24 protein-coding genes are annotated in these 26,282 nt (G+C 62.3%); 21 read left to right on the top strand and 3 right to left on the bottom strand.

The annotated features are described in order from the left end of the window. Nucleotides 1–50: 50 nt before the first annotated feature. Genes bamA through ACW7G0_RS03845 form a run of 6 tightly spaced genes read left to right on the top strand, consistent with a single transcriptional unit; the run spans nucleotide 51 to nucleotide 6,731 of the window. The gene (bamA, locus tag ACW7G0_RS03870; protein WP_456989444.1) at nucleotides 51–2,567 is read left to right on the top strand and encodes an outer membrane protein assembly factor BamA; all 2,517 of its coding nucleotides are present in this window, start codon (nucleotides 51–53) and stop codon (nucleotides 2,565–2,567) included. A 17-nt stretch (nucleotides 2,568–2,584) separates the two neighbouring features. Continuing rightward, entirely contained in the window at nucleotides 2,585–3,628 is a 1,044-nt protein-coding gene (gene lpxD, locus ACW7G0_RS03865) for a UDP-3-O-(3-hydroxymyristoyl)glucosamine N-acyltransferase (protein WP_456987741.1), read from the top strand. Then, on the top strand, nucleotides 3,625–4,086 hold the full coding sequence (gene fabZ / locus ACW7G0_RS03860) for a 3-hydroxyacyl-ACP dehydratase FabZ (RefSeq protein ID WP_456961930.1): 462 nt from the start codon (nucleotides 3,625–3,627) through the stop codon (nucleotides 4,084–4,086). The genes lpxD and fabZ overlap by 4 nt, the downstream gene beginning before the upstream one ends. Then, nucleotides 4,083–4,868: an acyl-ACP--UDP-N-acetylglucosamine O-acyltransferase gene (lpxA, locus tag ACW7G0_RS03855; RefSeq protein ID WP_456987740.1), complete on the top strand. Its 786-nt coding sequence runs from the start codon at nucleotides 4,083–4,085 to the stop codon at nucleotides 4,866–4,868. The genes fabZ and lpxA overlap by 4 nt, the downstream gene beginning before the upstream one ends. Then, nucleotides 4,865–6,079 carry a lipid-A-disaccharide synthase gene (lpxB, locus tag ACW7G0_RS03850; RefSeq protein WP_456987739.1) on the top strand — a complete coding sequence of 405 codons (1,215 nt, stop codon included), beginning with the start codon at nucleotides 4,865–4,867 and terminating at the stop codon, nucleotides 6,077–6,079. Before lpxA ends, lpxB begins: the two co-directional genes overlap by 4 nt. Beyond that, nucleotides 6,072–6,731: a ribonuclease HII gene (locus tag ACW7G0_RS03845; protein WP_456987737.1), complete on the top strand. Its 660-nt coding sequence runs from the start codon at nucleotides 6,072–6,074 to the stop codon at nucleotides 6,729–6,731. The genes lpxB and ACW7G0_RS03845 overlap by 8 nt, the downstream gene beginning before the upstream one ends. Before the next feature lie 15 nt (nucleotides 6,732–6,746). On the opposite strand, the gene ACW7G0_RS03840 is transcribed toward ACW7G0_RS03845, so the two are convergent. Next, nucleotides 6,747–7,187 (bottom strand): hypothetical protein, encoded by a 441-nt coding sequence (locus ACW7G0_RS03840; protein ID WP_456987735.1) that lies wholly within the window; start codon nucleotides 7,185–7,187, stop codon nucleotides 6,747–6,749. Nucleotides 7,188–7,251: 64 nt separating this feature from the next. Continuing rightward, the gene (locus ACW7G0_RS03835; RefSeq protein WP_456987734.1) at nucleotides 7,252–9,501 is read right to left on the bottom strand and encodes a tetratricopeptide repeat protein; all 2,250 of its coding nucleotides are present in this window, start codon (nucleotides 9,499–9,501) and stop codon (nucleotides 7,252–7,254) included. Between the two features lie 136 nt (nucleotides 9,502–9,637). On the opposite strand from ACW7G0_RS03835, the gene ACW7G0_RS03830 reads away from it, so the two are divergent. The 7 genes from ACW7G0_RS03830 to ACW7G0_RS03800 all read left to right on the top strand — a co-directional run bounded on the left by ACW7G0_RS03830 (nucleotide 9,638) and on the right by ACW7G0_RS03800 (nucleotide 19,245). Continuing rightward, complete coding sequence (locus ACW7G0_RS03830) at nucleotides 9,638–10,309, top strand: hypothetical protein (protein ID WP_456987733.1); 672 nt, start codon at nucleotides 9,638–9,640, stop codon at nucleotides 10,307–10,309. A 93-nt stretch (nucleotides 10,310–10,402) separates the two neighbouring features. Beyond that, nucleotides 10,403–13,990 (top strand): DNA polymerase III subunit alpha, encoded by a 3,588-nt coding sequence (gene dnaE / locus ACW7G0_RS03825; protein ID WP_456987732.1) that lies wholly within the window; start codon nucleotides 10,403–10,405, stop codon nucleotides 13,988–13,990. A 152-nt stretch (nucleotides 13,991–14,142) separates the two neighbouring features. Further along, entirely contained in the window at nucleotides 14,143–15,117 is a 975-nt protein-coding gene (locus ACW7G0_RS03820) for a hypothetical protein (protein WP_456987731.1), read from the top strand. A gap of 162 nt (nucleotides 15,118–15,279) precedes the next feature. Further along, nucleotides 15,280–15,777 carry a hypothetical protein gene (locus ACW7G0_RS03815; protein WP_456987730.1) on the top strand — a complete coding sequence of 166 codons (498 nt, stop codon included), beginning with the start codon at nucleotides 15,280–15,282 and terminating at the stop codon, nucleotides 15,775–15,777. Nucleotides 15,778–16,365: 588 nt separating this feature from the next. After that, on the top strand, nucleotides 16,366–17,868 hold the full coding sequence (locus ACW7G0_RS03810) for a DUF262 domain-containing protein (RefSeq protein WP_456989443.1): 1,503 nt from the start codon (nucleotides 16,366–16,368) through the stop codon (nucleotides 17,866–17,868). Nucleotides 17,869–18,294: 426 nt separating this feature from the next. Beyond that, nucleotides 18,295–18,564, top strand: coding sequence for a hypothetical protein (locus tag ACW7G0_RS03805; RefSeq protein ID WP_456987729.1), 270 nt, complete (start codon nucleotides 18,295–18,297; stop codon nucleotides 18,562–18,564). A gap of 201 nt (nucleotides 18,565–18,765) precedes the next feature. Continuing rightward, nucleotides 18,766–19,245, top strand: coding sequence for a hypothetical protein (locus ACW7G0_RS03800; RefSeq protein ID WP_456987728.1), 480 nt, complete (start codon nucleotides 18,766–18,768; stop codon nucleotides 19,243–19,245). 99 nt (nucleotides 19,246–19,344) lie between these two features. Here ACW7G0_RS03800 and ACW7G0_RS03795 read toward each other — a convergent pair whose 3' ends face one another. Further along, on the bottom strand, nucleotides 19,345–20,244 hold the full coding sequence (locus tag ACW7G0_RS03795) for a LysR substrate-binding domain-containing protein (protein ID WP_456987727.1): 900 nt from the start codon (nucleotides 20,242–20,244) through the stop codon (nucleotides 19,345–19,347). Between the two features lie 112 nt (nucleotides 20,245–20,356). Between ACW7G0_RS03795 and ACW7G0_RS03790 the strand changes: the two genes are divergently transcribed. From ACW7G0_RS03790 to ACW7G0_RS03755, 8 genes are all read left to right on the top strand, one after another. After that, nucleotides 20,357–21,097 (top strand): SDR family oxidoreductase, encoded by a 741-nt coding sequence (locus tag ACW7G0_RS03790; RefSeq protein ID WP_456989442.1) that lies wholly within the window; start codon nucleotides 20,357–20,359, stop codon nucleotides 21,095–21,097. Nucleotides 21,098–21,154: 57 nt separating this feature from the next. After that, nucleotides 21,155–22,066, top strand: a complete 912-nt coding sequence (locus ACW7G0_RS03785) for an SDR family oxidoreductase (RefSeq protein ID WP_456987726.1) — start codon at nucleotides 21,155–21,157, stop codon at nucleotides 22,064–22,066. 127 nt (nucleotides 22,067–22,193) lie between these two features. Beyond that, nucleotides 22,194–23,831: an L-glutamate gamma-semialdehyde dehydrogenase gene (pruA, locus tag ACW7G0_RS03780; RefSeq protein WP_456987725.1), complete on the top strand. Its 1,638-nt coding sequence runs from the start codon at nucleotides 22,194–22,196 to the stop codon at nucleotides 23,829–23,831. 136 nt (nucleotides 23,832–23,967) lie between these two features. Further along, on the top strand, nucleotides 23,968–24,291 hold the full coding sequence (locus ACW7G0_RS03775) for an antibiotic biosynthesis monooxygenase family protein (RefSeq protein ID WP_456987723.1): 324 nt from the start codon (nucleotides 23,968–23,970) through the stop codon (nucleotides 24,289–24,291). A gap of 9 nt (nucleotides 24,292–24,300) precedes the next feature. Beyond that, a complete protein-coding gene (locus ACW7G0_RS03770; protein ID WP_456987721.1) occupies nucleotides 24,301–24,645 on the top strand; it encodes a TfoX/Sxy family protein in 345 nt (114 codons plus the stop codon). A 34-nt stretch (nucleotides 24,646–24,679) separates the two neighbouring features. Then, nucleotides 24,680–25,231, top strand: coding sequence for a YdeI/OmpD-associated family protein (locus ACW7G0_RS03765; protein ID WP_456987720.1), 552 nt, complete (start codon nucleotides 24,680–24,682; stop codon nucleotides 25,229–25,231). A gap of 70 nt (nucleotides 25,232–25,301) precedes the next feature. Beyond that, nucleotides 25,302–25,700 carry an EF-Tu C-terminal domain-related protein gene (locus tag ACW7G0_RS03760; protein ID WP_456987718.1) on the top strand — a complete coding sequence of 133 codons (399 nt, stop codon included), beginning with the start codon at nucleotides 25,302–25,304 and terminating at the stop codon, nucleotides 25,698–25,700. Continuing rightward, complete coding sequence (locus ACW7G0_RS03755) at nucleotides 25,700–26,209, top strand: lysozyme inhibitor LprI family protein (RefSeq protein WP_456987716.1); 510 nt, start codon at nucleotides 25,700–25,702, stop codon at nucleotides 26,207–26,209. The genes ACW7G0_RS03760 and ACW7G0_RS03755 overlap by 1 nt, the downstream gene beginning before the upstream one ends. Nucleotides 26,210–26,282 lie beyond the last annotated feature (73 nt).

The following is a 26,282-nucleotide window of genomic DNA, read 5'->3' as shown; positions in this document are numbered from 1 at the left end:
TCCTGCTGCCGGTCCTGACCGCGCAACCGCACCCCCAACCGGACGTGATGATGACGCGACCCATTCCCCGCCGCCTGCTTGCCATTGCACTTGCCTCGGCGTTGTCCACGGTACCGACGTTCAATGCCACGGCACAGACGACTACCGCACCATCAACCACGACGGCACCGCCTGCCGCGGCGGATCCCGGCAGCGCGTTCACGGTCAGTGATATCCGCGTCGACGGCCTGCAGCGCATTTCCGCAGGTACCGTATTCACCTACCTGCCGATCGAGCGTGGCGACACCGTCGACCCGGGCAAGGCCGGAGAGGCCATCCGCGCGCTGTACACAACCGGCTTCTTTGAAGACGTCCGGATTGGCCATCAGGGCAACATCCTGGTGGTCACGGTCACCGAGCGGCCTGCGATCAACAAGCTGACCCTCACCGGCAACAAGGACATCAAGACCGACGACTTGATGAAAGGCCTGAACGACATCGGCCTGACGGAAGGCAACACCTTCGATCGCCTGAGCCTGGACCGCGTCACCCAGGAGTTGACGCGGCAGTACAACAATCGCGGCAAATACAACGTCAAGATCAGTCCCAGCGTGTCCAACCTGCCCCGCAACCGGGTCGACGTGACCATTGCCGTGGACGAAGGCAAGGCGGCCAAGATCCGGCACATCAACCTGGTCGGCAACGAGCTGTTCGACGAAGAGCAGATTACCGAGCGTTGGGAGTCCGGCGAACACAATTGGCTGAGCTGGTACCGCCGCGATGACCAGTACTCGCGCGAAAAGCTCTCGGGCGACCTGGAAAAGCTGAATAATTTCTACCTCGACCGCGGCTATGTCGATTTCAGTCTCGACTCGACCCAGGTGTCGATCAGCCGCGACCTGCAGGACATGTTCATCACCGCCGGCGTCACCGAGGGTGAGCAGTACAAGATCTCCGAGGTCGAGATCAGCGGCGATACCGTGCTGCCGAAGGAAGAAATCGAGAAGCTGGTATTGGTCAAGCCCGACCAGATCTTCTCGCGCAGCCTGCTCGAGATCACTTCCGACTCGATCACCGCAACCCTGGGCAACGTCGGCTATGCATTCGCCCAGGTAAATCCGATCCCGAGCGTCAACGCCGAGGACAAGACCGTCGCCATTGCTTTCCAGGTGGTGCCGGGCCCGCGCGTGAACGTGCGCCGGGTGGTGTTCAAGGGCAACTCGCGCACCGCCGACGAAGTGTTACGCCGGCAAATGCGCCAGTTCGAGGGGACGTGGTACTCACAGGCGGCCATCGACCGCTCCAAGATCCGCATCCAGGGCCTGGGCTACTTCGACAAGGTCGACGTCGAGACCACGCCCGTGCCCGGCAGCCATGACCAGGTCGACGTCGTCTACACCGTCAACGAAGTAGCCGCCGGCAGCTTCATGTTCGGCCTTGGTTACTCCCAGCTGACCGGATTGAGCACCCAGGTCCAGGTCTCGCAGAACAACTTCCTGGGCAGCGGCAACCGCATCGCGGTACAAGCGCAGCGCAACGACTACCTGCAGCGTTATGACTTCTCCTTCCTGAACCCGTATTTCACCGATAACGGGGTCTCGCTGGGCTACAACCTGCGCTGGAGCGAGTTCAACAACTCCAACTTCAACACCGCACGCTATTCCTCCACCAGCGGCATGGGCCAGATGGTGCTGGGCGTGCCAATCACCGAGACCGACAGTTTCACCGCGATGCTCGGCATCGACAGCAACCAGATTTTTGCCTACCGCGGGGTCACGCCCGACTCCATCGTGGATTACATCGATGCGGTGGGCCAACGCACGTTCCACGCCTGGCGCGGCGAGATCGGCTGGGCCCGCAATACGCTCAACAGCGCATTGACCCCGACCCGCGGCTCAACCCAACGCGTGTGGCTGGAAGCCGCGCTACCGGGATCAACCGTTGAGTACTTCAAGCTCAACTACAGCTTCTCGAAGTTCTGGCCAATCTCACGCCACCTGGTGCTCAATACCCGGATGGAACTGGGTTACGGCGACAGCTACGGCGATTCCTTCGTCCGCGACGTCTGCTACACCGCCCCGACCACGGTCGATCATGACAACGACCCGACGACGCCACCGGTCTTCACCCCGGGCGCGGATCCTTCCGACCCCTGCGGACCGGACTCTCCGGATTACGTCAAGACCATCACCGCCGACGGCCTGCCGTTCTTCGAGAACTTCTACGCCGGTGGTACGCGCTCGGTTCGCGGCTTCACCGACAACACCCTGGGTCCGCGCGAGTCGGCAAGCAACACCTCTTACCTGCAGCCCATCGGCGGCTCGCTGAAGACCGTCGGCTCGGTGGAAATGATCTTCCCCACGCTGATCGACAGTTCTGCGGCACGGGCGTCGGCGTTCGTTGATTTCGGCAACGTGTATACCGATATCGACGCCTTTGACGCAGGCGAACTGCGCGCTTCCACCGGCCTTGCCCTGATGTGGCGCTCGCCGATGGGGCCGATCACGATCAGCTACGCCTTCCCGATCAAGAAGGAAGACAGCGATGACCTGGAGCGCTTGCAGTTCACCTTTGGCGGCTCGTTCTAAGGTCGCTGATAGAGGACATGCAACCCACCCATCATTCCGCCGCCGAGCTGGCAGATCGTTTCCTGCTCCGACTTCAGGGCAATGGCGACACCCGGGTCGACGGCGTCGGCACCCTTGCCAACGCCGGGCCGACCCAGTTGGCGTTTCTCGCCAACCCGAAGTACCGCGCCCAGCTGGCTGCCAGCCGGGCCGGCGTGGTGGTGATGCGCGAATCGGACGCCGCAGGATATGACGGCACCGCCTTGCTGGCCGATGACCCCTACAGCGCCTTCGCCAAGCTGGCCGCCTTGTTCGAGCGGCCGGCTTCACACCCGCCGGGTATCCATCCCCTGGCTGAAGTCGATCCCAGCGCCACGATAGATCCCGGTGCGCACATCGGTGCGTTTGCCAGTATCGGAGCGCGCAGCCGCATCGAGACGGGCGTCGTGATCGGACCGGGTTGCGTGATCGGTGACGATTGCGTGGTCGGTGACGACAGCCAGTTGAGTGCCCGGGTCACCCTGGTCATGCGGGTGCGGCTGGGCAAACGCGTACGGATTCATCCGGGCGCAGTGTTGGGTGCCGACGGCTTCGGCCTGGCCATGGACCGGTCGCCTGATGGCGAGCAACACTGGATCAAGGTGCCGCAATTGGGCGGTGTGCTGGTGGGCGATGATTGCGAGATCGGCGCCAACACCACCATCGACCGCGGCGCCATCGAGGACACCGTGCTGGAAGACGACGTGCGCCTGGATAACCAGATACAGGTCGGCCACAACGTCCGCATCGGGGCACACACCGCAATCGCCGGCTGCGCCGCAATTGCCGGCAGCAGCACGATCGGCCGCTACTGCCAGATCGGCGGTGGCGCCGGCATCGTCGGGCATCTGGAGATCTGCGACCGCGTCGTGGTCACCGCAATGAGCCTGGTCACCCGTTCGATCCGCGAACCCGGAGAGTACTCGTCGGGGACCGGACTAATGGACAATCGCAGCTGGCGCAGGAACGCGGCGCGGTTCAGGCAACTGGACAAGATGGCCCGTCAGTTGCACGGCCAACAGAACAAGGATCAGAAAGAATGAGCGACACCCTGAAACTGCCGATCGATGTCACCACGATCCAGGAGCTGCTGCCCCACCGCTACCCGTTTCTGCTGGTCGACCGGGTGGTCGAGTTCGAAGCCAACAAGCGCGTGCTCGCCTACAAGAACGTGACCTGCAACGAGCCATTCTTCAACGGCCATTTCCCCGGACAACCGGTGATGCCCGGGGTACTGGTACTGGAGGCACTGGCCCAGGCCGGCGGCTTGCTGACCCAACTGTCGATGGGCCGAACCGCCGAGAACAAGCTGTTCTACCTGGTCAAGATCGACGCGGCCAGGTTCTCCAGGATGGTCGTGCCCGGCGACCGGCTTGATCTGGAGGTCATCCTCAAGCGCACGATCCGCAACATGGCGTTGTACCAGGGCATTGCGCGGGTCGATGGTGAGCAGGCGGCCAGTGCCGACATCCTGTGCGCCGAGGTCGTGCCGAAGTCATGAGTAGCGCTCCCATCCATCCCAGCGCAGTAATCGAGCCGGGAGCCCGGCTTGGCGCCGGCGTGCGGGTGGGTGCGTTCAGCTATATCGGTGCCGAGGTCGAAATCGGCGACAACACCCACATCGGTCCGCATTGCAGCGTGCATGGTCCGACCCGGATTGGCCGCGACAATCGAATCCTCGGCCACGCCGCGATTGGCGGCGACCCGCAGGACAAGAAGTATCGCGGCGAGCGGGTCGAGTTGGTGATTGGCGACCGCAATACGGTGCGCGAGTTCGTCACCATCAACCGCGGTACCCACGGCGGCGGCGGGATGACCCGGGTTGGCGACGACAACCTGCTGCTGGCGTATACCCACATCGCCCACGATTGCCTGGTGGGCAACCATTGCGTGTTCTCCAACAACGCGACCCTGGCCGGGCACGTTGTCGTGGGCGACCACGTCAACCTCAGCGGGTTTGCCGCGGTGCACCAGTTCTGCCGGATCGGCGCCCACGCGTTTATCGGCATGGGCGCCTTCGTCAACGGCGACGTGCCACCGTTCGTGATGGTTGCCCAGGAGGGCTACAGCCGGCCGCGGGGCATCAATGGCGAAGGGCTGAAGCGGCTTGGTTTCGATCCCGAGCGCATCAGTGCGATCAAGCGTGCGTATCGCGCCTTGTATGTGTCAGGCGCATCGCTGGAAGAGGCTCACGCAAAGCTGACCGACCTCGCCGGCGACAGCCCGGATGTGCGCATGTTGCTGGAGTTCATCGACAGCGGTGAACGGCCCCTGCTGCGATGAGCGTCGCGCCCGCGGTGGATATCTTCAACGACCCGGTCCCGACCCGTGCCAAGCGGGTCGCGCTGGTCGCCGGGGAGGCCTCCGGCGATCTGCTCGGCGCTGGGCTGATCAGTCAACTGCAACAGCGATGGCCGGGTGCGGAGTTCGTCGGCATCGGCGGGCCGGCCATGCGTGAAACCGGGATGGAAACCTGGTTCGACGCTTCCGAGCTATCGGTAATGGGCTTGGCCGAGGTGCTTCGCGACCTGCCGCGGCTGCTGCGATTGCGCCGCGAATTCCGCCGCCGCGTATTGGACTGGAAGCCCGATGTATTCATCGGCATCGACGCACCGGACTTCAACCTGGGTGTCGAAAAATGGCTGAAGCAACACGGCGTGCGCACCGTGCATTACGTCAGCCCCTCAGTCTGGGCCTGGCGCGAAAAGCGCGCCGCGAAGATCGGTAGCAGCGCCGACCGGGTGCTGTGCCTGTTCCCGATGGAGCCGGAAATCTACGCGCGTCACGACGTCGACGCACGCTTTGTCGGCCATCCGCTCGCCGATGAAATGCCACTGCAACCCGATCGCACCCTGGCGCGCCAAGTGCTCCAGCTGGACCAGGAGCGGCCACTGCTGGCAGTGCTGCCCGGCTCGCGCGTGGGCGAGATCGAGCGGCTGGGCGCGGACTTTCTTGGCGCCGCGGCACTGGTGCTCGCCGCCGAGCCGAAGTTGCAGATCGTGGTGCCGATGGCCAATCCACAAGCGCACGAAGCTTTCCAACGCGTGCTTGCTGCCCATCCGGACCGCGAGGCGCTGGCACCTGCCTTGCGCGAGATCACTGGCCGTGCCCGCACCCTGATGGTCGCCAGCGACGTGATCCTGTTGGCGTCGGGTACCGCCACCCTCGAAGCCATGCTGGCGAAGCGGCCCATGGTGGTCGGCTACAAGGTCGCCCCGCTGACCTATCGCCTGGTCAAGGGCCTGGGCATGCTCAAGGTCGACCATTACGCGCTGCCCAATGTCCTGGCCGGCACCGAGGTCGTACCGGAGTTGATGCAACACGACTGCACCCCGGAAAAACTTGCCGCCGCGACCTTGCGTTGGCTGCACGACCCCGCGGCCGCCGAAGCATTGCAGCCACGCTTTCTCGCCTTGCACCAGACGCTGAAGCGCGAGGCGTCTGCACAGGCCGCCGACGCCATCGTCGACCTGGTGTCCGAGGCAAATGGCTGACATCGTCATCCAGACCACGCTCGACCTGGCGGTTGCGCCCCGCGCCCAACGCATTGCCGGCATCGACGAAGCCGGGCGCGGCCCGCTCGCCGGACCGGTGGTGATCGCCGCGGTGGTGCTGGGACCTGGCCGCACCCCGGTCAATGGACTCAACGATTCCAAGCAACTCAACGCCAAGCGCCGTGAGGCCCTCTACGACCGCATCGTCGAGCGCGCACTGGCCTGGCACGTGGTCGCAGTGGAGGTGGATGAGATCGACCGCATCAACATCTTCCAGGCCACCATGGTCGGCATGCGCCGCGCCCTGGAGGGCGTGCTGCACGTGGCCGAACTGGCGCGCATCGACGGCAACGCATTGCCGCGTGGCCTGCCCTGCCCGGCCGAGGCCTGGATCGGTGGCGACGCCCGTGACCGCGCGATCATGGCGGCGTCGATCCTGGCCAAGGTCACCCGCGATCGCCTGATGGCCGACCTGCACCGGCACTACCCGCACTACGGTTTCGACGCCCACAAGGGGTATCCGACCCCGGCTCACCTGGCCGCGCTGGCTACCCACGGACCCTGCCCGCACCATCGGCGCAGCTTTGCCCCGGTGCGCGCCGCGAGCGCCCAGCCGCACGCATCTGACATGCAGCACCCAGCCTGGGCGTGATTGCTGCCCGACCCACTAACGGATGATGATGGCCGGATCGATGCCGCCAAGGCGGGTCTGGATGTCGTACTCATAGGTGTCACTGGCGTTGCCTGCGGTGATCATCACTTTCTGCCGGCCGTCCTGCTCCGACGAACCCACGCTCAGGGGCATCCCACGGGCGCTGGGGCTGGCATCGGTGAACTGCAACTGGAACGCCTCGCTGCTGCCTGCGGGCGCACGCCAGGTGATCTCGGTGCCCCGGTCCACGGTGCAGACCGCATCCGGCGTGCTCACCGCGTTGCCGTCGTACTCCACGTCAATGTGCACGGCAGTTGCACCGGCTGAGTCCTGGCAGGCCACCCCATCGGGATCGGCGGGCGTTGTGGGCGAGCCGTGACCACCCGTGGTCGGACCGGTGCTGCTGCAGCCTGCCGCGACCAGCGCGATGGTGATTGCCATCAATTTCGGTTGCATGACGCACTCCTTGGTGGGTGCCTGCACCGTGCAGGCCGTTTAGGGATCGTCTGAGTCATTGCCGTCATTGCCGCGGTTGGCCCGCAAGCAATTCGTGCAGCACCGGGGACGCCTCGAGCCGTTGCTCGGCGATGCCCTCCCGACGCGCCTGCACCAGACGTTTGCGCGCACCGGCGGTGTCACCCAGCAACACCAGCGACTGGGCATCAATGAACGCGACTTCGCCGCGCTCGGTCGCCAGCGCCTCCGCCTTGCTTATATGGTCCAGCGCCGCCGCCGCATCACCCAGACGCGCGTAATAGAAGCCCAGTAGCGCCTGGGCCTGCGCATCATCGTCCTTGACGGTCAGATAGTCCTGGGCAAGCTGCACGGCATGCCGGTACGGCGCCTGCGCCTGCCCGGCGGTAGCAGGCTGGGCGGCCAGTGCATCGCCGATGTTGCCCCAGATGCGGAAGTCGGTCGGATCCAGATCCGCGGCCTGTCGATACAGCCGGGCGGCATCCGCGTAGGCACCCTGTGCATACCTTAGGGTTCCCAGGTTGCTCAACGCCGCATAGCTGGGCTTGATCGCCAGCGACTGCTGGAACGCATCGGCGGCGCGCACGTTGTCGCCGTCGCTCAGGTACAGGCCGCCGAGGCTGCTCCACAGGCTGGGGTCGTCGAGCCGCAAGGTGGTCGCGGTGCGAAACGACTCGATCGCCCCGTCAAGATCATCATTGAGGTACTGGTGGTAGCCACGCTCGCGGTAGACCTGCGCGTCACCGGGCCGCAACTTGCGCGCCAGCTCGAAATACTCCAGCGCAAGGTCATTGTTGCCCTGCACGCTCTGCACCCGCGCGAGTCCGATGTAGGCCGCCGGGCGCAAGCCGAAGTCTTCCAGCGCCTCGGTATAGAACTCATTGGCCTGCACATAATCGCCCCGGGCCCGGTGCAACTCACCGAGCGCCAGGCTGACTTCGCGCAGTGCCGGATCCATCGTCGCCGCGCGCATGCAGGCATCCTGCGCCTGGTCGAACGCCGGGGTATCGTGCGCAGCCTCGAAGCGGATGATCCGGGCCCGGCAAATCCCGGCCTGGGCACGGGCGAAGTTCGGGTCTGCAGCCAAAGCCTCCCCGAACAATCCGATGGCCTGGTCAAGGTAGCCATCATTTGCCGAACCCAACAGCAGTTGCTGTCCTTTCAGATAGGCCTCGTAGGCGCTCAGGTCATGGGTGGGCGCCAGCTTGTCCAAGGCGCGGGGATCGACCTTCAGCACGCCGGGCAACGCGTGCACGACCTGGTTGGCGATTTCCCTCTGGACGGCAAACACATCATTGGCCTTGCGGTCGAAGCTCCTACTCCACAACGTGAAACCGGTGGCGGTATCGGACAGCCGCGCATTCACGCGCAGCCGGTCGCCGTCACGCCGGACACTGGCATCCAGTACGGTCGCCACCCCGAGACGGCGGCCCAATGCCTCGATGTCGGGGGGATCCTGGCTTGCTCCGGGGCGTACCGCGGCCACCTGCAGCCCCGGCATGCCAGCCAGCGCGTTGTGCATCTCCACCGCCAGGCCTTGGGCGAAGTAGCGGTCATCCGGGTTATCGCTGAGGCTGGTGAAGGGAAGCACCGCAACCGAAGCATCCGCCGGTTGCTGCGACAGCATCCCGCGGTTGAACCAGGCAAACGCGGCCATCGCGATCAGCAGCAGGACAGCGGCGGCGAACCAGGCCGATTTGACGCCACCGCGGACGCGGGCCGGCGTCGCCTCATCCATGCCGACATGGCCATGCGGGGAGGACAAGTCTGGCGGATCTCGCGCCACTGGCAGGGGCGCGATCGTCGTTTCACCTGACGCCGGTGGATCCGCCAGCTTCGCCAAGGTCGCGGCGGCCCCGACCGGTGCCGGCTCGGGGGACGGTTGCCCAGCCTGAACGGATTGCGGGCCGGGCGCCGGCGGAGGGTCGACCGGGCCCGTGGATTCCACAGCCTCCAACTCGCCGATGAACCGGTAACCAAGCGCGTGCTGGGTCTGGATGAATCGCGGTTGGTGCGGATGGTCATCCAGGGCGGCCCGCAGCTGCGCGATCGCGCGGGTAAGGACACCGGGGGTGACGTGGCGGTGGCCCCACACCGCATCGAGCAGCGTCTCGTGCTCGACCAGCTCATCGGCGTGCCGCAGCAACACCAGCAGCACCGCGAACGCCTTGGGTTCGATCGCCTGTGGCAACCCGTCCCGGGTCAGCGTATGCGCGACCGCGTCCACGACGATCCCGCCGAAGTGGAAGCGGACGCCGGGCAGTCCTCGCTCTCCCGTGATTCCTGACGGATTCATCGGTGAAACCTCATGAAGACCTCGCCAACCTGTGCCAAAGGTGGCGAAAGACTCCCCCGGACATCATGACCCATTCGGGCGTCGAGCGGAATCTGGACCTGCGCCGAATCCCCAGCGCCTGACCCGGAGAATTGTCATGAACGCCATGCTTACCAGCACCATGCTCGCCACCGCCGGTTCGTACCCCGCCGCCCTGGACCTGGTAGCTGCCACCACGACAGCGTCCCCTCACCAGATGCGGCGCCGCACCATCAACGGCTTTTCCATCGACCAGGCCGAAGTCGACCGCTTCAACGGCCTGCTGTCACGTCTGGGCCGGACCCAGGCCCCGTTTGAGCGCGACCAACTGGCCACCGCCGGCCGCGAGTTGTGCGACGGCAGCGTCAATCCGCTCCCCGGCATCGCGCAGCGGATGCGCCGCGCCGCCGCCGCTGCCCTGATGGTCACCGACCCGGCATGGGAAACGGCCAACGATGCCGCGCTACTGGCGACGTTGGTGGTCGAATACATCCGTGCGAAGAACGACCTGCTGCCGGATCGTCTGCCACGGGTCGGTCGGCTCGACGACGTGATCGTGGTCGATACCGCTTGGCCGGTACTGGGTGACGAAGTGGACAACTACCTCCACTACCGTCGGCTGCGCCGGATCGAGGCGCGCCTGCGCGGCTGCAACTACGGCGACTTCGAGTTCAGCCGGGAGCAGTGGCAACAAGCACTGCAGGCCGAGATCGCGTTTGCCGCGGCCCATCGCGACGCCCTCGACCATTTCCACGTCCCAACCCATGCCGTGCGGTTTCAGGTGCATTGACGCCATGGCGGGCGGGCAGGGTCTGTCAAGCCTTGTCCGCCCCGGCGGGACTGATACTCTGGTCACTGTCCCAGCCGGTCAGCCAACGGCACGATGCCAGCGCGCTTCATACACCTCCACCTGCATAGCGAATTCTCGCTCGTCGACTCCACGATCCGGATCGACGAGCTGGTAAAGCGCTGCGCCGCCCTGGGCCAGCCCGCGGTTGCGGTCACCGACGTCAACAACCTGTTTGCCGCGGTCAAGTTCTACCGCAAGGCCGAGGCTGCCGGGGTCAAGCCGATCCTCGGCGCCGACATCGACCTGGCCGACGGCAACGAAACCCCCTCGCGCCTGACCCTGCTGTGCCGCGACCGCACCGGCTACCTCACCCTGTCGCGGCTGCTCAGCCGGATGTGGATGGAAGGCCACCGCGTCGACGGTGTTGCGATGCGCCCGGAATGGCTGCGCGAGGACAACACCGGTCTGTTCGCACTGGCCGGCCGGAGAAGCCTCGCCGGGCGGCTCGCGACCGGCAGCCGCCCGGAACTGGCCGAAGCGTGGGTCGCCGACTTGCAAGGCACGTTCGGCGACCGCCTGCACCTGGAGTTGACCCGGGCCGGGCATGGCGACGAGGACGCCTTCAACCGCTTTGCCCTGCACACCTCCGGCAAACGCGGCTTGCCGGTCATTGCCAGCAACGATGCGCGCTTCCTTGATGCTGACGGCTTCGACGCACACGAGGCGCGCGTGTGCATCTCCACCGGCCGTGTGCTTGACGACCCCAAGCGCCCCCACGACTACACCGCCGAGCAGTACCTGAAGTCGTCCGAGCAGATGGCCGAGCTGTTTGCCGACGTGCCCGATGCGATCGACAACACCGTGGCGCTGGCAACGCGCTGCAACGTCGAGATGACCTTCGGCCAGTACGCACTGCCGGCGTTCCCGGTGCCCAGCGAGCACACGATCGAGAGCTGGCTGCGCAACGCCGCGCGCGAGGGGCTGGAAAAGCGACTGGAAACTGCCCCGCTGGCCGAGGGCAAGAGCCGCGAGGTCTACGACGCGCGGCTGGAAACCGAGCTCGACGTCATCATCGAGATGGGCTTCCCCGGTTACTTCCTGATCGTTGCGGACTTCATCAACTGGGGCAAGGAGCAAGGCATCCCGGTCGGGCCCGGTCGCGGTTCCGGTGCCGGCTCGCTGGTCGCGTGGTCACTGGGCATCACCGACCTGGACCCGTTGCCGTACGACCTGCTGTTCGAGCGCTTCCTCAACCCCGAACGCGTGTCGATGCCCGACTTCGACATCGACTTCTGCATGGACCGGCGCGACGAGGTGATCGACTACGTCTCGCGCAAGTACGGTCGCGACCGGGTCAGCCAGATCATCACCTACGGCACCATGGCCGCCAAGGCCGTGGTGCGCGATTGCGGCCGCGTGCTCGGCCACCCGTATGGCTTCGTCGACGGCATCGCAAAACTTATTCCGCTGACCCTCGGCGTCAGCCTGGACGACGCACTGGGCGAGTCGGAGGCGGCGCGCAAGAACCCAGCGTTGGTCTCGACCGAGCTGATCGAGCGCTACGCCAGCCAGGACGATGTCCGCGACCTGCTCGACCTCGCCCGCAGCCTGGAAAACCTGACCCGCAACGCCGGCAAGCACGCCGGCGGCGTGGTGATCGCCCCGAGCCCGCTGAGCGACTTTTGCCCGCTGTTCGCCGAGCACGACGGCGAAGGCCACGGCAAGAGCCCGGTCACCCAGTTCGACAAGGACGACGTCGAGGCCGTCGGCCTGGTCAAGTTCGACTTCCTCGGCCTGCGCACGCTGACGATCATCGACTGGGCGGTGAAGGCGATCAACGTCCGCCGCGCCAAGACGGGCGAAGAACCGCTCGACATAACCACCCTCCCCCTCGACGACAAGCCCACCTACGAGCTGTTCGCCCGCGGCGAAGGCGTCGCGGTGTTCCAGTTCGAATCACGCGGCATGCGCGAGCTGCTCAAGCGCGCCAAGCCCGATTGCTTCGAGGACATCATCGCCCTGGCCGCGCTGTTCCGCCCCGGCCCGCTGGGTTCGGGCATGGACAAGGACTGGGTCGACCGCAAGCACGGCGTGGCCGAGGTCAGCTACCCGCACCCCTCGCTGGAGCCGGTGCTGGCTCCGACCTACGGCGTTATCGTCTACCAGGAACAGGTGATGCAGATCGCCCAGGTCCTGGCCGGCTACTCGCTGGGTGGCGCCGACCTGCTGCGCCGCGCGATGGGCAAGAAGAACGCCGCGGAGATGGCCAAGGAGCGGGCCAAGTTCGAAACCGGCTGCGAGGCGCGCGGGATCCCCGGCAAGATCGCCAGCCCGATCTTCGACCTGATGGAGAAGTTCGCCGAGTACGGCTTCAACAAGTCGCACTCCGCGGCGTATGCACTGGTCGCCTACCAGACCGCCTGGCTCAAGGTGCACTACCCGGCCGAATTCATGGCCGCGGTGCTGTCCAGCGACATGGACAACACCGACAAGGTCACCGGCTTCCTCGACGAGTGCCGGGTGATGGGCCTGACCGTGCAGCCGCCGGATGTGGGCGCCTCCGCCTACATGTTCGAGGCGATTGACGCCCCGGCGACCGGGCCGGATGCCATGGCCGACGACACCGCCGTGCAAGCCGACGGCAACCGCCCTGTCGCCGCCCACACCATCCGCTACGGCCTGGGCGCGGTGAAAGGTGTCGGCCACGGCGCCTGCGATGCGATTGTCGAGGCCCGCCGCGCCGGCCCGTTTACCGACCTGCTGGACTTCTGCAAGCGCGTCGACAGCGGCAAGCTCAACCGCCGCGCGCTCGAAGCACTTACCCACGCCGGCGCCCTGGACAAACTCGGCCGCAACCGCGCCAGCCTGATGCTGCAGTTGCCCGAAGTGGTGCGCGCGACCGAGCAGCTGGCGCGTGAACGCGACGCCGGCCAAGTCAGCCTGTTCGGCGGCGGCGAAAGCGCCCCCGCGCTGCGGCTGGAGCTCAAGGAAACCGACGAATTCCCGCTCGGCCAATTGCTGGCCCGCGAACGCGAGACCCTCGGCCACTACCTCAGCGGCCATCCGTTCGACCCCTATCGCGAAGAACTGCACGACCTGGTCGGCTTTGATCTCGGCGACCTCGAGAAGATCTGGGAGAACCGCCCCCAGTCCGCCCGCAGCGGCTGGCGCCCCGAACTGGAGACCGCCGTCGCCGGCCAGGTGGTCGCCATCCGCAAGAAGGGCGACAGCCAGATGTTCGTGCAGATCGAGGACGGTCGCGGCCGCCTCGAAGTCGCCTTCTTCTCCGAGACCTACAGCGAGTACGCCACCCTGCTGACCCGCGACCGCCTGTTGGTGATCCAGGGCGGCCTGCGCGAGGACGCCTTCAGCGGCGGCTTCGCACTGAAGGCGGCGCGCTGCTGGGATTACAGCCAGATCTGCGCGCAGCATGCGAAGCGGTTGTCGCTAAGACTCGACTTGCGGGTGCCGGGGGTCTGGAATCAAGTAGATGAGTTGCTGGCGAAGCACCGGCCTGGCTCGACGCCGATTCGTGTTGACTTGATAAGGACGGGCGCTGCGGGGATGCTGGACCTCAATGGGAGCCACTCGGTACGGGTGGATGCAGAGCTGGTGGGGACGTTGAAGGCGGTGCCGGGGGTCAAGGCGGTGAAGTTGGCTTTGGGAAGGCCTTGGGGTTGATAGGTTCAGTCAGCAATCTGTGAGGTCAGAGCAACCTACCCCTCTGCTAGCAACCTGTCTCATATTTACGTGGATTCTCTACCCACCCAGGCCGGAGTTTGTACACGGCGAATGGAACGACGCTCCGAATAGGACACTTTCAGGGGGAAGACATGCCGGATACAACAAAATTAGAAGCTAAACTCCATCAGTTTGATGAAATAGATAAGCGACTTCTGATCCAACGTACTGAGTGGGGCAGCATCGATTTTAGCGCCGCGGCGAATGACATTGATTCAGTATATGAAATCGTATCTATTCTGCAGGGCCTGCCGTTAGAGCGACTGCCCGCCAATGCTATATCTGAGATTTCCAACTCGCTTGATCAAGTATGGGTCTGGATAGAGAAGAGCAATAAGTTCACCTTGGGCGATGGAAACCCAGCCGGAACACGAGACAACATTGTAAATAACATTGCAGCTGTACAACAGGCTCTATACATAACGACACATCAATGGATTCCATTTCTTGCATATTTGAAGGGTGACATTCCGGCCCAGCTTGGACAGATAACGTCGTCAGTCACGCTAGCCGAACAAGCTAAGGGTGATTTCGATGAATACTTATCCACACAGCGAACAGAGCTCGACAACATCATACAAGCAACACGGGAAGCCTCAGCAGAAGCTGGCGTCGGTGAATTCACTCAGGATTTTGCCAATGATGCGGTAGATCGCGAATCCGATGCAAGGACTTGGCTTACCCGTTCATCAGTCGCAGCAGTTGTAACGCTTATCGCGGCATTTATCTTCTTTTTCTTACGTCCTGACCTAGACAACCTATCTGTAATTCAATATACAACTTCGAAAATTGTGATCCTTGCAATGCTTATTGCAATGACCGCCTGGTGCGCGGGAAATTATAAAGCAAACAAGCATCAAGCCGCCGTGAGTCGACATAAAGCCCACGCGCTGAAAACATTTCAAGCCTTTGTGCAAGCCAGTGACAATCCATCGGTTAAGGATGCCGTGCTGCTTGAAACGACTCGTTCGATATTCACTCATGCGCAGACTGGATTTCTGAAGAGCGACTCGCCACCCGATGGGTCAGCGCGAATCTTAGAGATCATTAAATCAGCCGAGAAATAGACGGAGCTTCGGACCATTCATGGAATCGAAGTGAACGGGGTCAGGTCCACCTATCGTGAGAAGAAAGTGCATCTGACCCCGTTTTTGGCTTGCTGACGCACAGATAAAACCTCCCTCGCGGCGAAGCTTGACTCAGGCGCCTAGCCTTCTTGGAAAACAGACATGCTTTCAAGGTTTCTAAAAGTATCTTTCGTGCTGGTCATATCCTTCGCCTCATATTTGGGGTCAGTTGAGAATGCTGAAGCCCAAGCAAACCGAGACGCTATACAGGATGTTCTGGAGCACGGACGTAAAGAGCAACAAGCAATTAGAGAAAAATACGTGCGAGATATTCAGAATATTACTGATGAATCCCGGCGACAAGCACTTGCCAACGCTCCACGGTATCCGATACATCACAACCCTTCTTTCGGCGTGTTTTTCGCTAAGGGTTCATTTTTTTACTTCACATGCGAGAAGGCCGACGAGCTTATCAGAGCCAAAAATCTTCCGACGTACCCTAAATTGGAAGGTTTTCAATCCCTTTCGATGGGTGACCTCATAAGCAGTCGTGAAGGTCTTGGCTATTTGAATTGCGTAAAACTTAGACTCAAGGCGTCTCAACGCACTGACAAATACGGAACCGCTGACGATTTGATGAAACGACACCTGGGCAAATAGTTTAGCAATCTTGGCGTCCCAACTGGCCCGTAAGGATCTTCCCAACCCCTTCCGCGCGAAACGGGCTCTGGTTCACTTATCGTGAGAAGGAAGTGAACCTGACCCCGTCTTTGGACCAGCCCAATGCGGTTGTGTCCCGAAATTTGGTCGAGAAGGAGGCCGCGGTTGCTGAGGAGGCGGGGGTCATGTACGTCGAAGTTTCAGAGAAGCTACAACGGTCGCGTAGCGCGGCGCCTGAGCTGACATGGTTCGCCACTGACGGCATGCACCCCGGGAAAGACTTGGCGCTACTGAACGCAATGCTTGTCCATCAGGCACTCCATGGGTCCATCCCAAGACCAAAGCCGCTCACAGTTGCGGCCCCATCTACGGAACTACAAGCGGCCTCACGGAAGCTCTAAGGCAAGCAGACGATCGTCCGCCACTGCGAGATACTCCAAGCGAGGTGCGCTACAGGTCCGACACGCTCGAAAAGCTGCTCAGTGTCATCAACAGTGCGGGCAGTAGCTGACAATTCATTCAAGCCGAACCCGCTTCGCAGGTCGGCTTAACTCAGGTGGTTAGCTAAAAGGAGTTCATGACTTGAAGATGCAGTTAGAGCGGCGCGCCCTCGATAAAATTTACAAGAGGCGTGACCGATACGAGATTCCCGATTGGCAGCGCGAAGCGGTCTGGGGAAAGGAAAAAAAGCAAAAGTTGATTGATACGATTCTTCGAGGCTGGCGGCTTCCAAAACTCTACCTGCTGAAGACTTCGTCGAAACCCGCGGAGTATGAGGTTCTTGATGGGCAGCAGAGGCTTACTGCCATCTGGGAGTTCTTCGACGGCGACCTTGAACTGAGTGAGGAAACCGCAGCCTTTGGCGGAGGAGCAAGGACTTATGAACAACTCCCAGACAACATCTCAGACGCTTTTGACGATTATGAGCTTGACTATGATGAGATAACAGAGGCGGACGAAGAGGACCAGAAGGAGTTCTTCCTGAGGCTTCAAGAAGGATTGCCGCTAAACAGCAGCGAGAAACTTAATGCTGTTCACAGCAAGCTACGGGACTTCTGCAATAAGTTAGCGAAGCACAAGCTCTTCTCCGAGACGACAGCAGTGCCTAGCCGGCGCTACGCATATTTTGATATCGCTGCCAAGGTCATGGTAATCGAGATTGAGGGACTAGGTGCAGGCCTACGCTTTGCAGATGTGAAGAATATATTTGAAGCGCAAAGCAACTTCCCCACGACTTCAGCAAACGCCAAGAGGGCCCAGAAGGCGCTCGATCTTCTGCATAAGCACCTGCCGCATCCGTCGACACATCTCCGAAACAGGACGATGGTGCAGTCCGTCATAACCATGACCTGCCATCTTCTTCGCGTAGGAGTGCCGGAGAAGCGCTTCAAGGAAGTCGTTGCGTTCATCGAAGCATTCGGGAAAGAGCTTTCTCGTCAGGTTGAGCTTGGGCAGAACGCCAATGACTATGATTACCTGGATTTTCAGAGGACAGTCAACGCGAATCTCCGCTCTGGTGCCGACACACGCAACGCGATCCTGCTTAGAAAGCTTTTCAGCATGCATCCTGATCTTTACTCCTCAGTTTCTGATGGGGTTGCGGTTGCAAAAGGTGTGGAGGCGGATATTGGCTCGAAAGCGTCCGGTATTTCTAACTTAATCTACCAAGTTAACGAGAGGTACGCGGCAAAGAATGGAAAAGATCTTTTTAAGATAACCAACAAAACCGCGAAAGCCCTTACTACTGACATGGGTGGAGTGGTTCGCAGCTCTGGAAAATACAAAGAGTTCGTTGAGGGTCTTTATTTCATTTTTAGAGAAAGCATAGGCCAACGCTTGGAAGGCGAGCTGCCCACGTCGTTTGGACACGTGAATGACTTGAGAACCCTCAATGAGCACGATGTGGACCATGGAAAGGACTCGAAGGTAGCAAAGAAGAGAAAAGCTTTGGCGGATACGTTCCGCCTGTACGCGGGAGCGCCAACGCCAGATTCCATCGATCCTTCTGCTTATTGCCTCATGCAAGCCAATATTCTTGGGGCTCTTGAGAACGACCTGCGCGTGCTCGCGAAGAAGTACGCAGGAAGCTAACAACGTTCGAGCCGACGCGGACGCCGAAGCGGCGCCCACGCGGCTCAACCGCAACGTTAGCCGCTTATGAAAATTTCCCGCGCTCTCACAATTCCGATGCTCGCTCGGAGAAACAGGGTCAGGTTCACTTATCGTGAGAAGAAAGTGAACCTGACCCCATTTTTTAAGGCGGTATCGGAGTCAAGGCCGTTAAATTGGCTTTGGGGAGGCCTTGGGGCGGATAGCGCGGCACCTGCGTCGTGTTTAGCTAGCACGTCACCGATGCAGTAGTTCCGCGCGCAGCTCAGGCCACCCTACTTTTTGGCTTTACTAAGAGCTAGGCCGCACACAGCAAGCACGTGCGCCTGATGTTGCTTTACAATCCAACAAAATCAACAGTTCAAGGGAGTGGGATTTGTGGCCGTAGTACAAGATCGAAAGTCCATTATGCTGGACGCAACTGAGTACGATGCAATCTCGGCAATCGCAAAGAAGGCGGGAGTGGTTAGGCCGCACGTCATTCAAGCTCTGATAGAGGTAGCGGACGAAGCGGAGGTTATCGTCAAGGCCCGCCAACTCAAAGCAGAGCGGAAGGCCGACGGCGCGGAGTTGAAGAAGAAACGGGATGCAATCGCCAAGCTCGCGTCCACCTTAGATATCGAGGATATTGAAGCCCTACTAAGGCAGATCAAAGGTGACCCCACTCACCCGCAATAATCTTTTGGGAATGGTACTCGCCGGATCACACGCCAAGGGCAAGCACGGCCGCTTCACTTTTCCTTACGGGATCGTGGCATAACAATTCATTCAACCCGAACCTGCCGCGCTTCACCAACAACATGGCGAAAAAAGCCTGCCACATTGTCATCTACGCTACGCATCCGGCTTAACTCGGGCGTCTGATACCAAGGGGAGTTCGTGGCCATATCAAGCCTTCAAGAAGCAATATCAGTCCAGGCCAAGATTAATAGGTTCCTAGCCTCCAATGGGATCAAGAATTTGGTCGGTGACTATGGGGAGCTGCTGATCCATAAGGCTTTGGGCGGCAATCGTAAGAATGCAGTGAATCGTGGGTTTGACATAGAGCACCCCGATCTGCAACGAATAGAGGTTAAAACACGCAAGTACGAGCTGAAGCGAGATGGGACGATTACAAGGGAGAGTCGTGCTGTTGGCTTCTCTGGTAAGAAAAACAGTTTTGAATGGCTTGCTCACGTCGTTCTAAATGTCGACTTCTCCGTGGTAGGTGCCTGCTTAGTTCACTATGATGACATTTGGCCAGAGATTGAGAGAACCACTAAAAAAGTAGGTTTTCCTACGTCGTCAACGTTACCAAGCAGTCGAGATATCACGCAGATGCTCCGCGCAACTCAGCAAGATATGGGCTTTAGCATCTAAAAGTTTTAAACGGAGTTTGGAACGGGGTCAGATTCACTTATCGTGAGAAGAAAGTGCATCTGACCCCGTCTTTGGTCAGTCGGCAGCTAATTTCCATTCTCAAAGGGCGTCGCGTGTTCGATATTGCTGCGCCAGCCAGTCGATGAAGACGCGCAGGCGCGGCGAAAGCTGACGTGTGTGGGAATAGAGCGCATGCACCGGCAGGGGCGGCGGCGGGTAGTCCGGCAGCAATTCGACAAGCGTACCCTTGGCAAGCTCGGAAACCACACCGTAGCGCGGCACCTGCACGATGCCGAGGCCGGCACAGGCCGACGCACGGTTCGTGTCCGGTCCGGTGACCGTAAGAACACTGGGCAACATCAATTCCTGGACCTTGCCCGCAACGGTGAATGCGAGCGGCCTGATGGACGATGAGTCTGGGGCCAGCAGGCCCATCATTCTATGGCCGTTGGCGAGATCATCGAGCGTGCGTGGCGTCCCGAAGCGAGCGAGATAATCCGGACTGGCGAAGGTGCCGCGCTTTAACTCGGCTAGCTTGCGGTAATAGAGCGAAGAATCCGTCAGCGTGCCGGCGCGCACGATGCAGTCGTAGCCTTCTCGTACCATGTCGAGCGGCTGGTGAATTTCGCTTAGATACAAGTGGATGTCGGGATAGCGCGCAAGAAAGTCCGGCAGGCCGGGCAGCAGGAAATAGCGCGCCTGCGTACCGTGGACATCGACGCGCAGCAGGCCCGAGGGCTTGGCTCCACTGAAACCCGCTTCCGCATCCTCCAGGTCGGCAATCAGGCGAACGCACCGCTGGTAATAGGCTTCCCCGTCCAGCGTGGGCCTTACAACGCGCGTCGTTCTTTCAAGCAGGCGTACACCCAACCGCCGTTCCAGGTGCTTGACGGCATCGGTGGCGGTCGAGCGCGGCACTCCCAGATCGTCGGCCGCCAATGTGAAGCTGCGCCGCTCGGCGACACGGGTGAAGATGCGCATGGCATCGAAGCGATCCATATTGTTTGTTCGCTAATTTCGGATAGTAATGCCAGTTTACATGGGATTATCCGAGACTTTGAAAAGCACAGACTCTCCTTTGTCAGCAACGCACTCACAAAGGAGAACTCGAATGACTACGAACACCAACAAGGTCGCAATCGTCACCGGAGCCTCGCGTGGCATCGGTGCAGCGATTGCCCAACGCCTTGCCAAGGACGGTTTCACGGTCGTCGTGAACTACGCCGGCAATGCCGGCGAGGCCGAGCAACTGGCAGGCAAGATCGAGGCTGCCGGCGGCAAGGCCCTCACCGCGCAAGCCGATGTCAGCGATGCGGCGGCGGTGGCACGTCTGTTCGACAAGACCGAAGCGGCTTTCGGCGGTATCGACGTTCTGGTCAACAACGCCGGCATCATGCGCCTGGCGACGATTGCCGATGGTGACGACACCCTCATCGACAGCCAGATTGCTGTCAATCTCAAGGGGAGCATCTACACCCTGCGCGAGGCCGCACGGCGTCTGCGCGATGGTGGCCGGATCGTCAATCTATCGACCAGCGTCGTCGGGCTCAAACTCGAAACTTATGGCGTCTATGTCGCCACCAAGTCCGCCGTCGAAGGGTTGACTGGCATCCTCGCCAAGGAACTGCGCGGCCGCAACATCACCGTCAATGCCGTTGCGCCCGGACCGACCGCGACAGCGCTCTTCCTCGACGGCAAGTCGCCGGAACTGATCGAGCGCATGTCGAAGATGAATCCGCTCGAACGGCTCGGCACGCCCGAGGACATTGCGGCGGCCGTCGCCTTTCTCGCCGGACCCGATGGCGCCTGGATCAACGGTCAGGTGCTGCGCGCCAATGGCGGCATGGTCTGACCCCTCATCCCCTCAGTCACGCGCCCAACAGCGCGATTAATTGAAAGGAACACTGTCATGTCCAAGAAGATCATCCTCATCACCGGCGCTTCCAGCGGCTTCGGCCGCCTGACAGCGGAAGCGCTCGCCCGCGCGGGCCACACCGTCTATGCCTCGATGCGCGACATCGCCGGGCGCAACGCGAAGAACGCGACCGAACTGGCGGAATTGTCGGCGCGCGAAGGCGTGGACCTTCGCTCCGTCGAACTCGATGTGCAGTCGGAGCCCTCGACCAATGCAGCCGTCGAGGAGGTCATCGCTGGAAGCGGACGGATCGACGTGCTCATCCACAATGCCGGCCATATGGTGTTCGGCCCGGCCGAAGCCTTCACGCCGGAGCAATATGCCCAGCAATATGACGTGAACGTGCTCGGCACGCAGCGGGTGAACCGCGCTGCGCTGCCGCACATGCGCGCCGCCAAACAGGGCCTGGTGGTCTGGGTATCAAGCAGCAGCGTGGCCGGCGGCACGCCGCCCTACCTTGCACCCTACTTCGCGGCGAAGGCGGGAATGGATGCGTTGGCGATTCAATATGCCCGCGAGTTGTCACGCTGGGGCATTGAAACCACGATCATCGTGCCGGGGGCTTTCACCAAGGGCACCAATCACTTTGTCCATTCGGGCCGGCCGGCCGACGAGCAGCGCGTGGCGGAATACGAGGCCGGTCCATACAAGAACTTTGCCGAGGAACTTCAGCCCAAACTGGCAGCGACCGTGCCGGACGATGCCGATCCTGAAGGTGTGTCGCGTGCGATCGTCGGTGTTGTCGATACGCCCTTCGGTGAACGCCCCTTCCGCGTTCATTACGATCCGGCCCAGGACGGTGCGAACGTCGCTTTCGCGGTGATTGATCGCGTCAAAGCTGAAATGCTTCACCGCATCGGGCTTGCCGATCTGCTCAAGCCGGCGAAGCTGGCCGGAGGTCTTTGAATCATGCAGCAGGTTGTCGATACAGTCGTTGTAGGTGCGGGCATTGCCTGAAACGGGGTCAGGCTTCCGGGCCTGCCTTCACGGCAGGATGCCTACAATCGGTATCCCCCGTGCAGGAGAGTCCGCCATGTCCCTCGCCATCTCCACGGTTCCCGTGCCCGTCAACGAGCCGGTCCGCGCCTACGCGCCCGGATCCCCCGAACGCGCCAGCCTGCAGGCGACGCTGGCGCGGATGTCGGGCGAGACCATCGAGATGCCGCTGGTCATCGACGGCAAGGACGTGCGCACCGGCAAGCTCGGCCAGGCGGTGATGCCGCATCGCCACGCGCATGTGCTCGGCGACTTCCACCAGGGCGGCGCGACGGAAGTGCAGACGGCGATCACCGCCGCGCTGCGTGCGCAGAAGGACTGGGCCAACCTGCCGTGGGAAGCCCGCGCATCGGTGTTCCTGAAAGCCGCCGATCTTCTGGAAGGTCCGTATCGCGACGTAATGAATGCCGCGACCATGCTCGGCCAGAGCAAGACCTGCCACCAGGCCGAGATCGACAGCGCCTGCGAGTTGATCGACTTCCTGCGCTTCAACGTCGCGTTCTACGAACAACTGTTGCGCGAGCAGCCGCAAAGTTCGCCCGGCATGTGGAACCGGCTGGAGCATCGGCCGTTGGAAGGCTTCGTGTTCGCGGTCTCGCCGTTCAACTTCACCGCCATCGCCGGCAACCTGCCGACCGCGCCGGCGCTGTGCGGCAACACGGTGCTGTGGAAACCGGCCAGCACTGCCGTCTACAGCGCGCACTTTTTGATGCAGGTGCTCAGAGAAGCCGGCCTGCCCGACGGCGTGATCAATATGGTCTCTGGCAGTGGCGCGGACATCGGCGATCCCGCGCTGAAGAACAAGCACCTTGCCGGCATCCATTTCACCGGCTCGACCAAAGTGTTCCACCAGATGTGGCGCACGGTCGGCAACAACATCGACCAGTACGCGAGCTACCCGCGCCTGGTCGGCGAAACCGGCGGCAAGGACTTCATCATCGCCCACGCCAGCGCCGACCCGGTCGCGCTGGCCACGGCCATCGTGCGCGGCGCGTTCGAATACCAGGGCCAGAAATGTTCCGCCGCCAGCCGCGTCTATGTGCCGAGCAACCTTTGGCCGCAACTCAAGAACCTGCTGGTGGAACAAGTCGAGAGTATCGCGATGGGCGACGTGGCCGACTTCAGTAATTTCATGGGCGCGGTGATCGACGCGGCGAGTTTCAAGACCCAGAAGGCCGCGATCGACGAGGCGAAGGCATCAGGTGACGCGGAAATACTGGTCGGTGGCGACTACGACGATGCAGACGGCTATTTCGTGCGCCCGACCATCATCGTCACCAGCAACCCGGACTACCGCACGCTGCGCGACGAACTGTTCGGGCCGGTACTGACCGTGTACGTGTACGACGAAAACAAGTGGCTCGACACGCTCGACCTGGTCGACCGCACCAGCCCCTACGCACTGACCGGCGCGATCTTCGCTCAGGACCGCTACGCCATCGAGCAAGGCCTGGAACGGCTGCGCAACGCCGCCGGCAACTTCTATATCAACGACAAACCCACCGGCGCCGTGATCGGCCAGCAACCCTTCGGCGGCGCCCGCGCATCAGGCACCAACGACAAGGCCGGCTCGATCCTCAACCTGATGCGCTGGATCAGCCCGCGCACGATCAAGGAGACGTTCGTGCCGGCGACGGATTACCGGTATCCGTTTATGGGGGATGGGAAAGTGTGAGTGGTTGCTGCGCGCCTGCATCGCCGCGTCCAATGACACCCCTACGCCGACCGTTGATTGGAGAAACGCGTCGCACCCGCCAACGACCGCGGCTTGCCCCGGGACGGCTGCCACTAACCGGTACAGGAGGATTCCCATGCCAGCCAACACGCCACGACCGCCCTACTACGCCGTCATCTTCACCGCGCAGCGCACCGAAGGTGACAACGGCTACGAGGAGATGGCCACCCGCATGGACGAGCTGGCGGCGCAGCAGCCCGGCTACCTCGGCATCGAAAGCGCCCGCGGGGCGGACGGGGCCGGCATCACCGTCTCCTATTGGGAGAGCCTGGAGTCGATTGCCGCGTGGAAGCGCAACTCTGATCACCGGCTCGCCCAGGCACAGGGCCGCGCGGACTGGTATTCGCAGTACACGGTGCGGATCGCGAAGGTCGAGCGGGTCTACGGACGGGAAGGCTGATATCCGCCCATGGCCACCACCCGCGAGTTCATTGACTACATCGCCGAGCAGGCCGACCTCGGCGCCGCGTTCACCCACAAGCGGATGTTCGGCGAGTACGGTCTGTACCTGCACGACAAGGTGATCGCATTCGCCTGCGACAACAGCCTCTTCATCAAGGCCACGCCGGCGACGGAGGCGCTGACCGCCGGACTGCCCCGGCGGCCGCCATACCCGGGGGCTAAGCCCTACCCGGTGGCCGACGAGTTGCTCGACGATGGCGATGCATTGCGCGCCCTGCTGGTGGCGACTGAAGCAGCGTTGCCAGCGCCAAAGCCGAAGAAGGCCAAGGCAAAGAAGCGCAAACCGGCCTGAGCCTCACGGCGCGGCAAAACGGGACTGACTGGATATGACCAAGACCACGTCAAGCATCCACTTCAAGACCAGGCTCCTGCGGCCGGCAGAACCTGCGAAGGCCACCTGGACCTTCCTCATCCTGCCCAAGGCCGCCAGCGGCAAGCTCCCCACGCGCAGCATGACCACCGTCGACGGCACGCTCGGCGGCGCGCCGTTTCAGGCCACGCTCGAGCCGGACGGCCAGGGCAGCCACTGGCTCAAGGTAGACAAGAAGCTGCGCGAGGCGGCGGGTGCCAAGGCCGGCGATGAGGTCGCGCTGGAGATCAGCCCGGTCGAGCAGGAACCCGAGCCCAAGGTCCCGGCCGACCTGCGCAAGGCTTTGGCCGACACCCCGGAAGCCCGGACGGTGTGGAAGGACATCACGCCGGTCGCGCGGCGCGACTGGGTCCACTGGATCACCTCCCCCAAGCGGCCGGAAACCCGCGTGCGCCGGATCGAGACCGCCTGCGACAAGCTCGCCAGCGGCCAGCGACGTGCCTGCTGTTTCGACCGCTCGGGGATGTACAGCAACAGCCTCGCCCCGCCCGAGGCGGCGGAGGACTAGGCGGCGGATCGTGGCGTGGTCACGTACGGATACGGTAGCGTAAAGCCCCCTAACGCATGGAGCACTCCGCATGAAAATATCCGTCCTTGCCGTCCTGGCGCTGTCCAGCCTTTGCACTCCAGCCTTCGCCGCCGAACGGGTGGACGATACGGTTGGCTTCGGCTCCGGACAGGCGATCCCGGTAACGCTGTCGTTGAACTTCTCAGAGAAGGGCCGCGACGCGCGCATGACGCCAATCCGCGACAACTACCGTCCCAAGGTCCGCTTCGGCGGTCGCGATGTGGTGTGCATGTTCCACCTGCCCGAGTCGCTCGAGAAGATCGCGCCGGGTGAATCCGGCGAAGTGTCGGCCACCTGCAAGGAACCGGTATCGGTGTCCCGCGCCAGCACGCAGTTCACCGTGGTCGAAGGCGGGAAAACCGTCGGCTCGGTGATCGTTCACCTGCCACCGCCGCCAGCCGGATCGTGATGCTGCACCCCGTTCGGCTCCGGCACCTCCGCACCCTGCTGGTTCTTGCCACCGCCATCATGGTGGCGCCGGTCTTGGCCCAGGACAAGCGGTCCGACTGGCCGGAAGGAAGTTCGATGCACACCGGTTTCCTGATGGCCGAGCGGCGCGATGCAGCCGAGGCGCAACTGGAGCAGCAGCAAGCCCGATTGATGGCGCTGGTGATCGGCAGCCGGACCCGGTTCCCCGACCAGCGACTGGTTTCAGCGCTCCAGTCGCAGCACGCTGCGTGGCTGGTGTACCGGACCGCCGAGTGCGAGCTGTTCGGGGCGCTGACCGGCGCCGGCGGCACGTGGCCCACTACCCATGCGCTCGGTTGCGATGGGCAGCAGACCGAGCAGCGCGTCGAGGAGGTGGCGATGGCCATCGCCTGCATCGAAGCGCTGCCGGCGGAGGAACGCGAGTTTAGCCAGAATGCCTGCCTGTACCCGCTGGCGCCAATCAGCGGCGAGGACCGGGAGATGTATTGATTCAGAAACTCAAGATATAACGCATTAACTGGGGGATATAACATGCGATTTCTTTTAGCAACTCTGCTCGCAA

This window comes from Lysobacter sp. A286 (assembly GCF_054052105.1).
Note: the sequence above shows the minus strand (reverse complement) of the source record. Positions and strands in the feature narration are given on the sequence as shown.

Coding starts and splice junctions, on each gene's coding strand:
- bamA (WP_456989444.1), top strand. CDS start 51: ATGACGCGACCCATTCCCCGCCGCCTGCTTGCCATTGCACTTGCCTCG.
- lpxD (WP_456987741.1), top strand. CDS start 2,585: ATGCAACCCACCCATCATTCCGCCGCCGAGCTGGCAGATCGTTTCCTG.
- fabZ (WP_456961930.1), top strand. CDS start 3,625: ATGAGCGACACCCTGAAACTGCCGATCGATGTCACCACGATCCAGGAG.
- lpxA (WP_456987740.1), top strand. CDS start 4,083: ATGAGTAGCGCTCCCATCCATCCCAGCGCAGTAATCGAGCCGGGAGCC.
- lpxB (WP_456987739.1), top strand. CDS start 4,865: ATGAGCGTCGCGCCCGCGGTGGATATCTTCAACGACCCGGTCCCGACC.
- ACW7G0_RS03845 (WP_456987737.1), top strand. CDS start 6,072: ATGGCTGACATCGTCATCCAGACCACGCTCGACCTGGCGGTTGCGCCC.
- ACW7G0_RS03840 (WP_456987735.1), bottom strand. CDS start 7,187: ATGCAACCGAAATTGATGGCAATCACCATCGCGCTGGTCGCGGCAGGC.
- ACW7G0_RS03835 (WP_456987734.1), bottom strand. CDS start 9,501: ATGAATCCGTCAGGAATCACGGGAGAGCGAGGACTGCCCGGCGTCCGC.
- ACW7G0_RS03830 (WP_456987733.1), top strand. CDS start 9,638: ATGAACGCCATGCTTACCAGCACCATGCTCGCCACCGCCGGTTCGTAC.
- dnaE (WP_456987732.1), top strand. CDS start 10,403: ATGCCAGCGCGCTTCATACACCTCCACCTGCATAGCGAATTCTCGCTC.
- ACW7G0_RS03820 (WP_456987731.1), top strand. CDS start 14,143: ATGCCGGATACAACAAAATTAGAAGCTAAACTCCATCAGTTTGATGAA.
- ACW7G0_RS03815 (WP_456987730.1), top strand. CDS start 15,280: ATGCTTTCAAGGTTTCTAAAAGTATCTTTCGTGCTGGTCATATCCTTC.
- ACW7G0_RS03810 (WP_456989443.1), top strand. CDS start 16,366: ATGCAGTTAGAGCGGCGCGCCCTCGATAAAATTTACAAGAGGCGTGAC.
- ACW7G0_RS03805 (WP_456987729.1), top strand. CDS start 18,295: ATGCTGGACGCAACTGAGTACGATGCAATCTCGGCAATCGCAAAGAAG.
- ACW7G0_RS03795 (WP_456987727.1), bottom strand. CDS start 20,244: ATGGATCGCTTCGATGCCATGCGCATCTTCACCCGTGTCGCCGAGCGG.
- ACW7G0_RS03790 (WP_456989442.1), top strand. CDS start 20,357: ATGACTACGAACACCAACAAGGTCGCAATCGTCACCGGAGCCTCGCGT.
- ACW7G0_RS03785 (WP_456987726.1), top strand. CDS start 21,155: ATGTCCAAGAAGATCATCCTCATCACCGGCGCTTCCAGCGGCTTCGGC.
- pruA (WP_456987725.1), top strand. CDS start 22,194: ATGTCCCTCGCCATCTCCACGGTTCCCGTGCCCGTCAACGAGCCGGTC.
- ACW7G0_RS03775 (WP_456987723.1), top strand. CDS start 23,968: ATGCCAGCCAACACGCCACGACCGCCCTACTACGCCGTCATCTTCACC.
- ACW7G0_RS03770 (WP_456987721.1), top strand. CDS start 24,301: ATGGCCACCACCCGCGAGTTCATTGACTACATCGCCGAGCAGGCCGAC.
- ACW7G0_RS03765 (WP_456987720.1), top strand. CDS start 24,680: ATGACCAAGACCACGTCAAGCATCCACTTCAAGACCAGGCTCCTGCGG.
- ACW7G0_RS03760 (WP_456987718.1), top strand. CDS start 25,302: ATGAAAATATCCGTCCTTGCCGTCCTGGCGCTGTCCAGCCTTTGCACT.
- ACW7G0_RS03755 (WP_456987716.1), top strand. CDS start 25,700: ATGCTGCACCCCGTTCGGCTCCGGCACCTCCGCACCCTGCTGGTTCTT.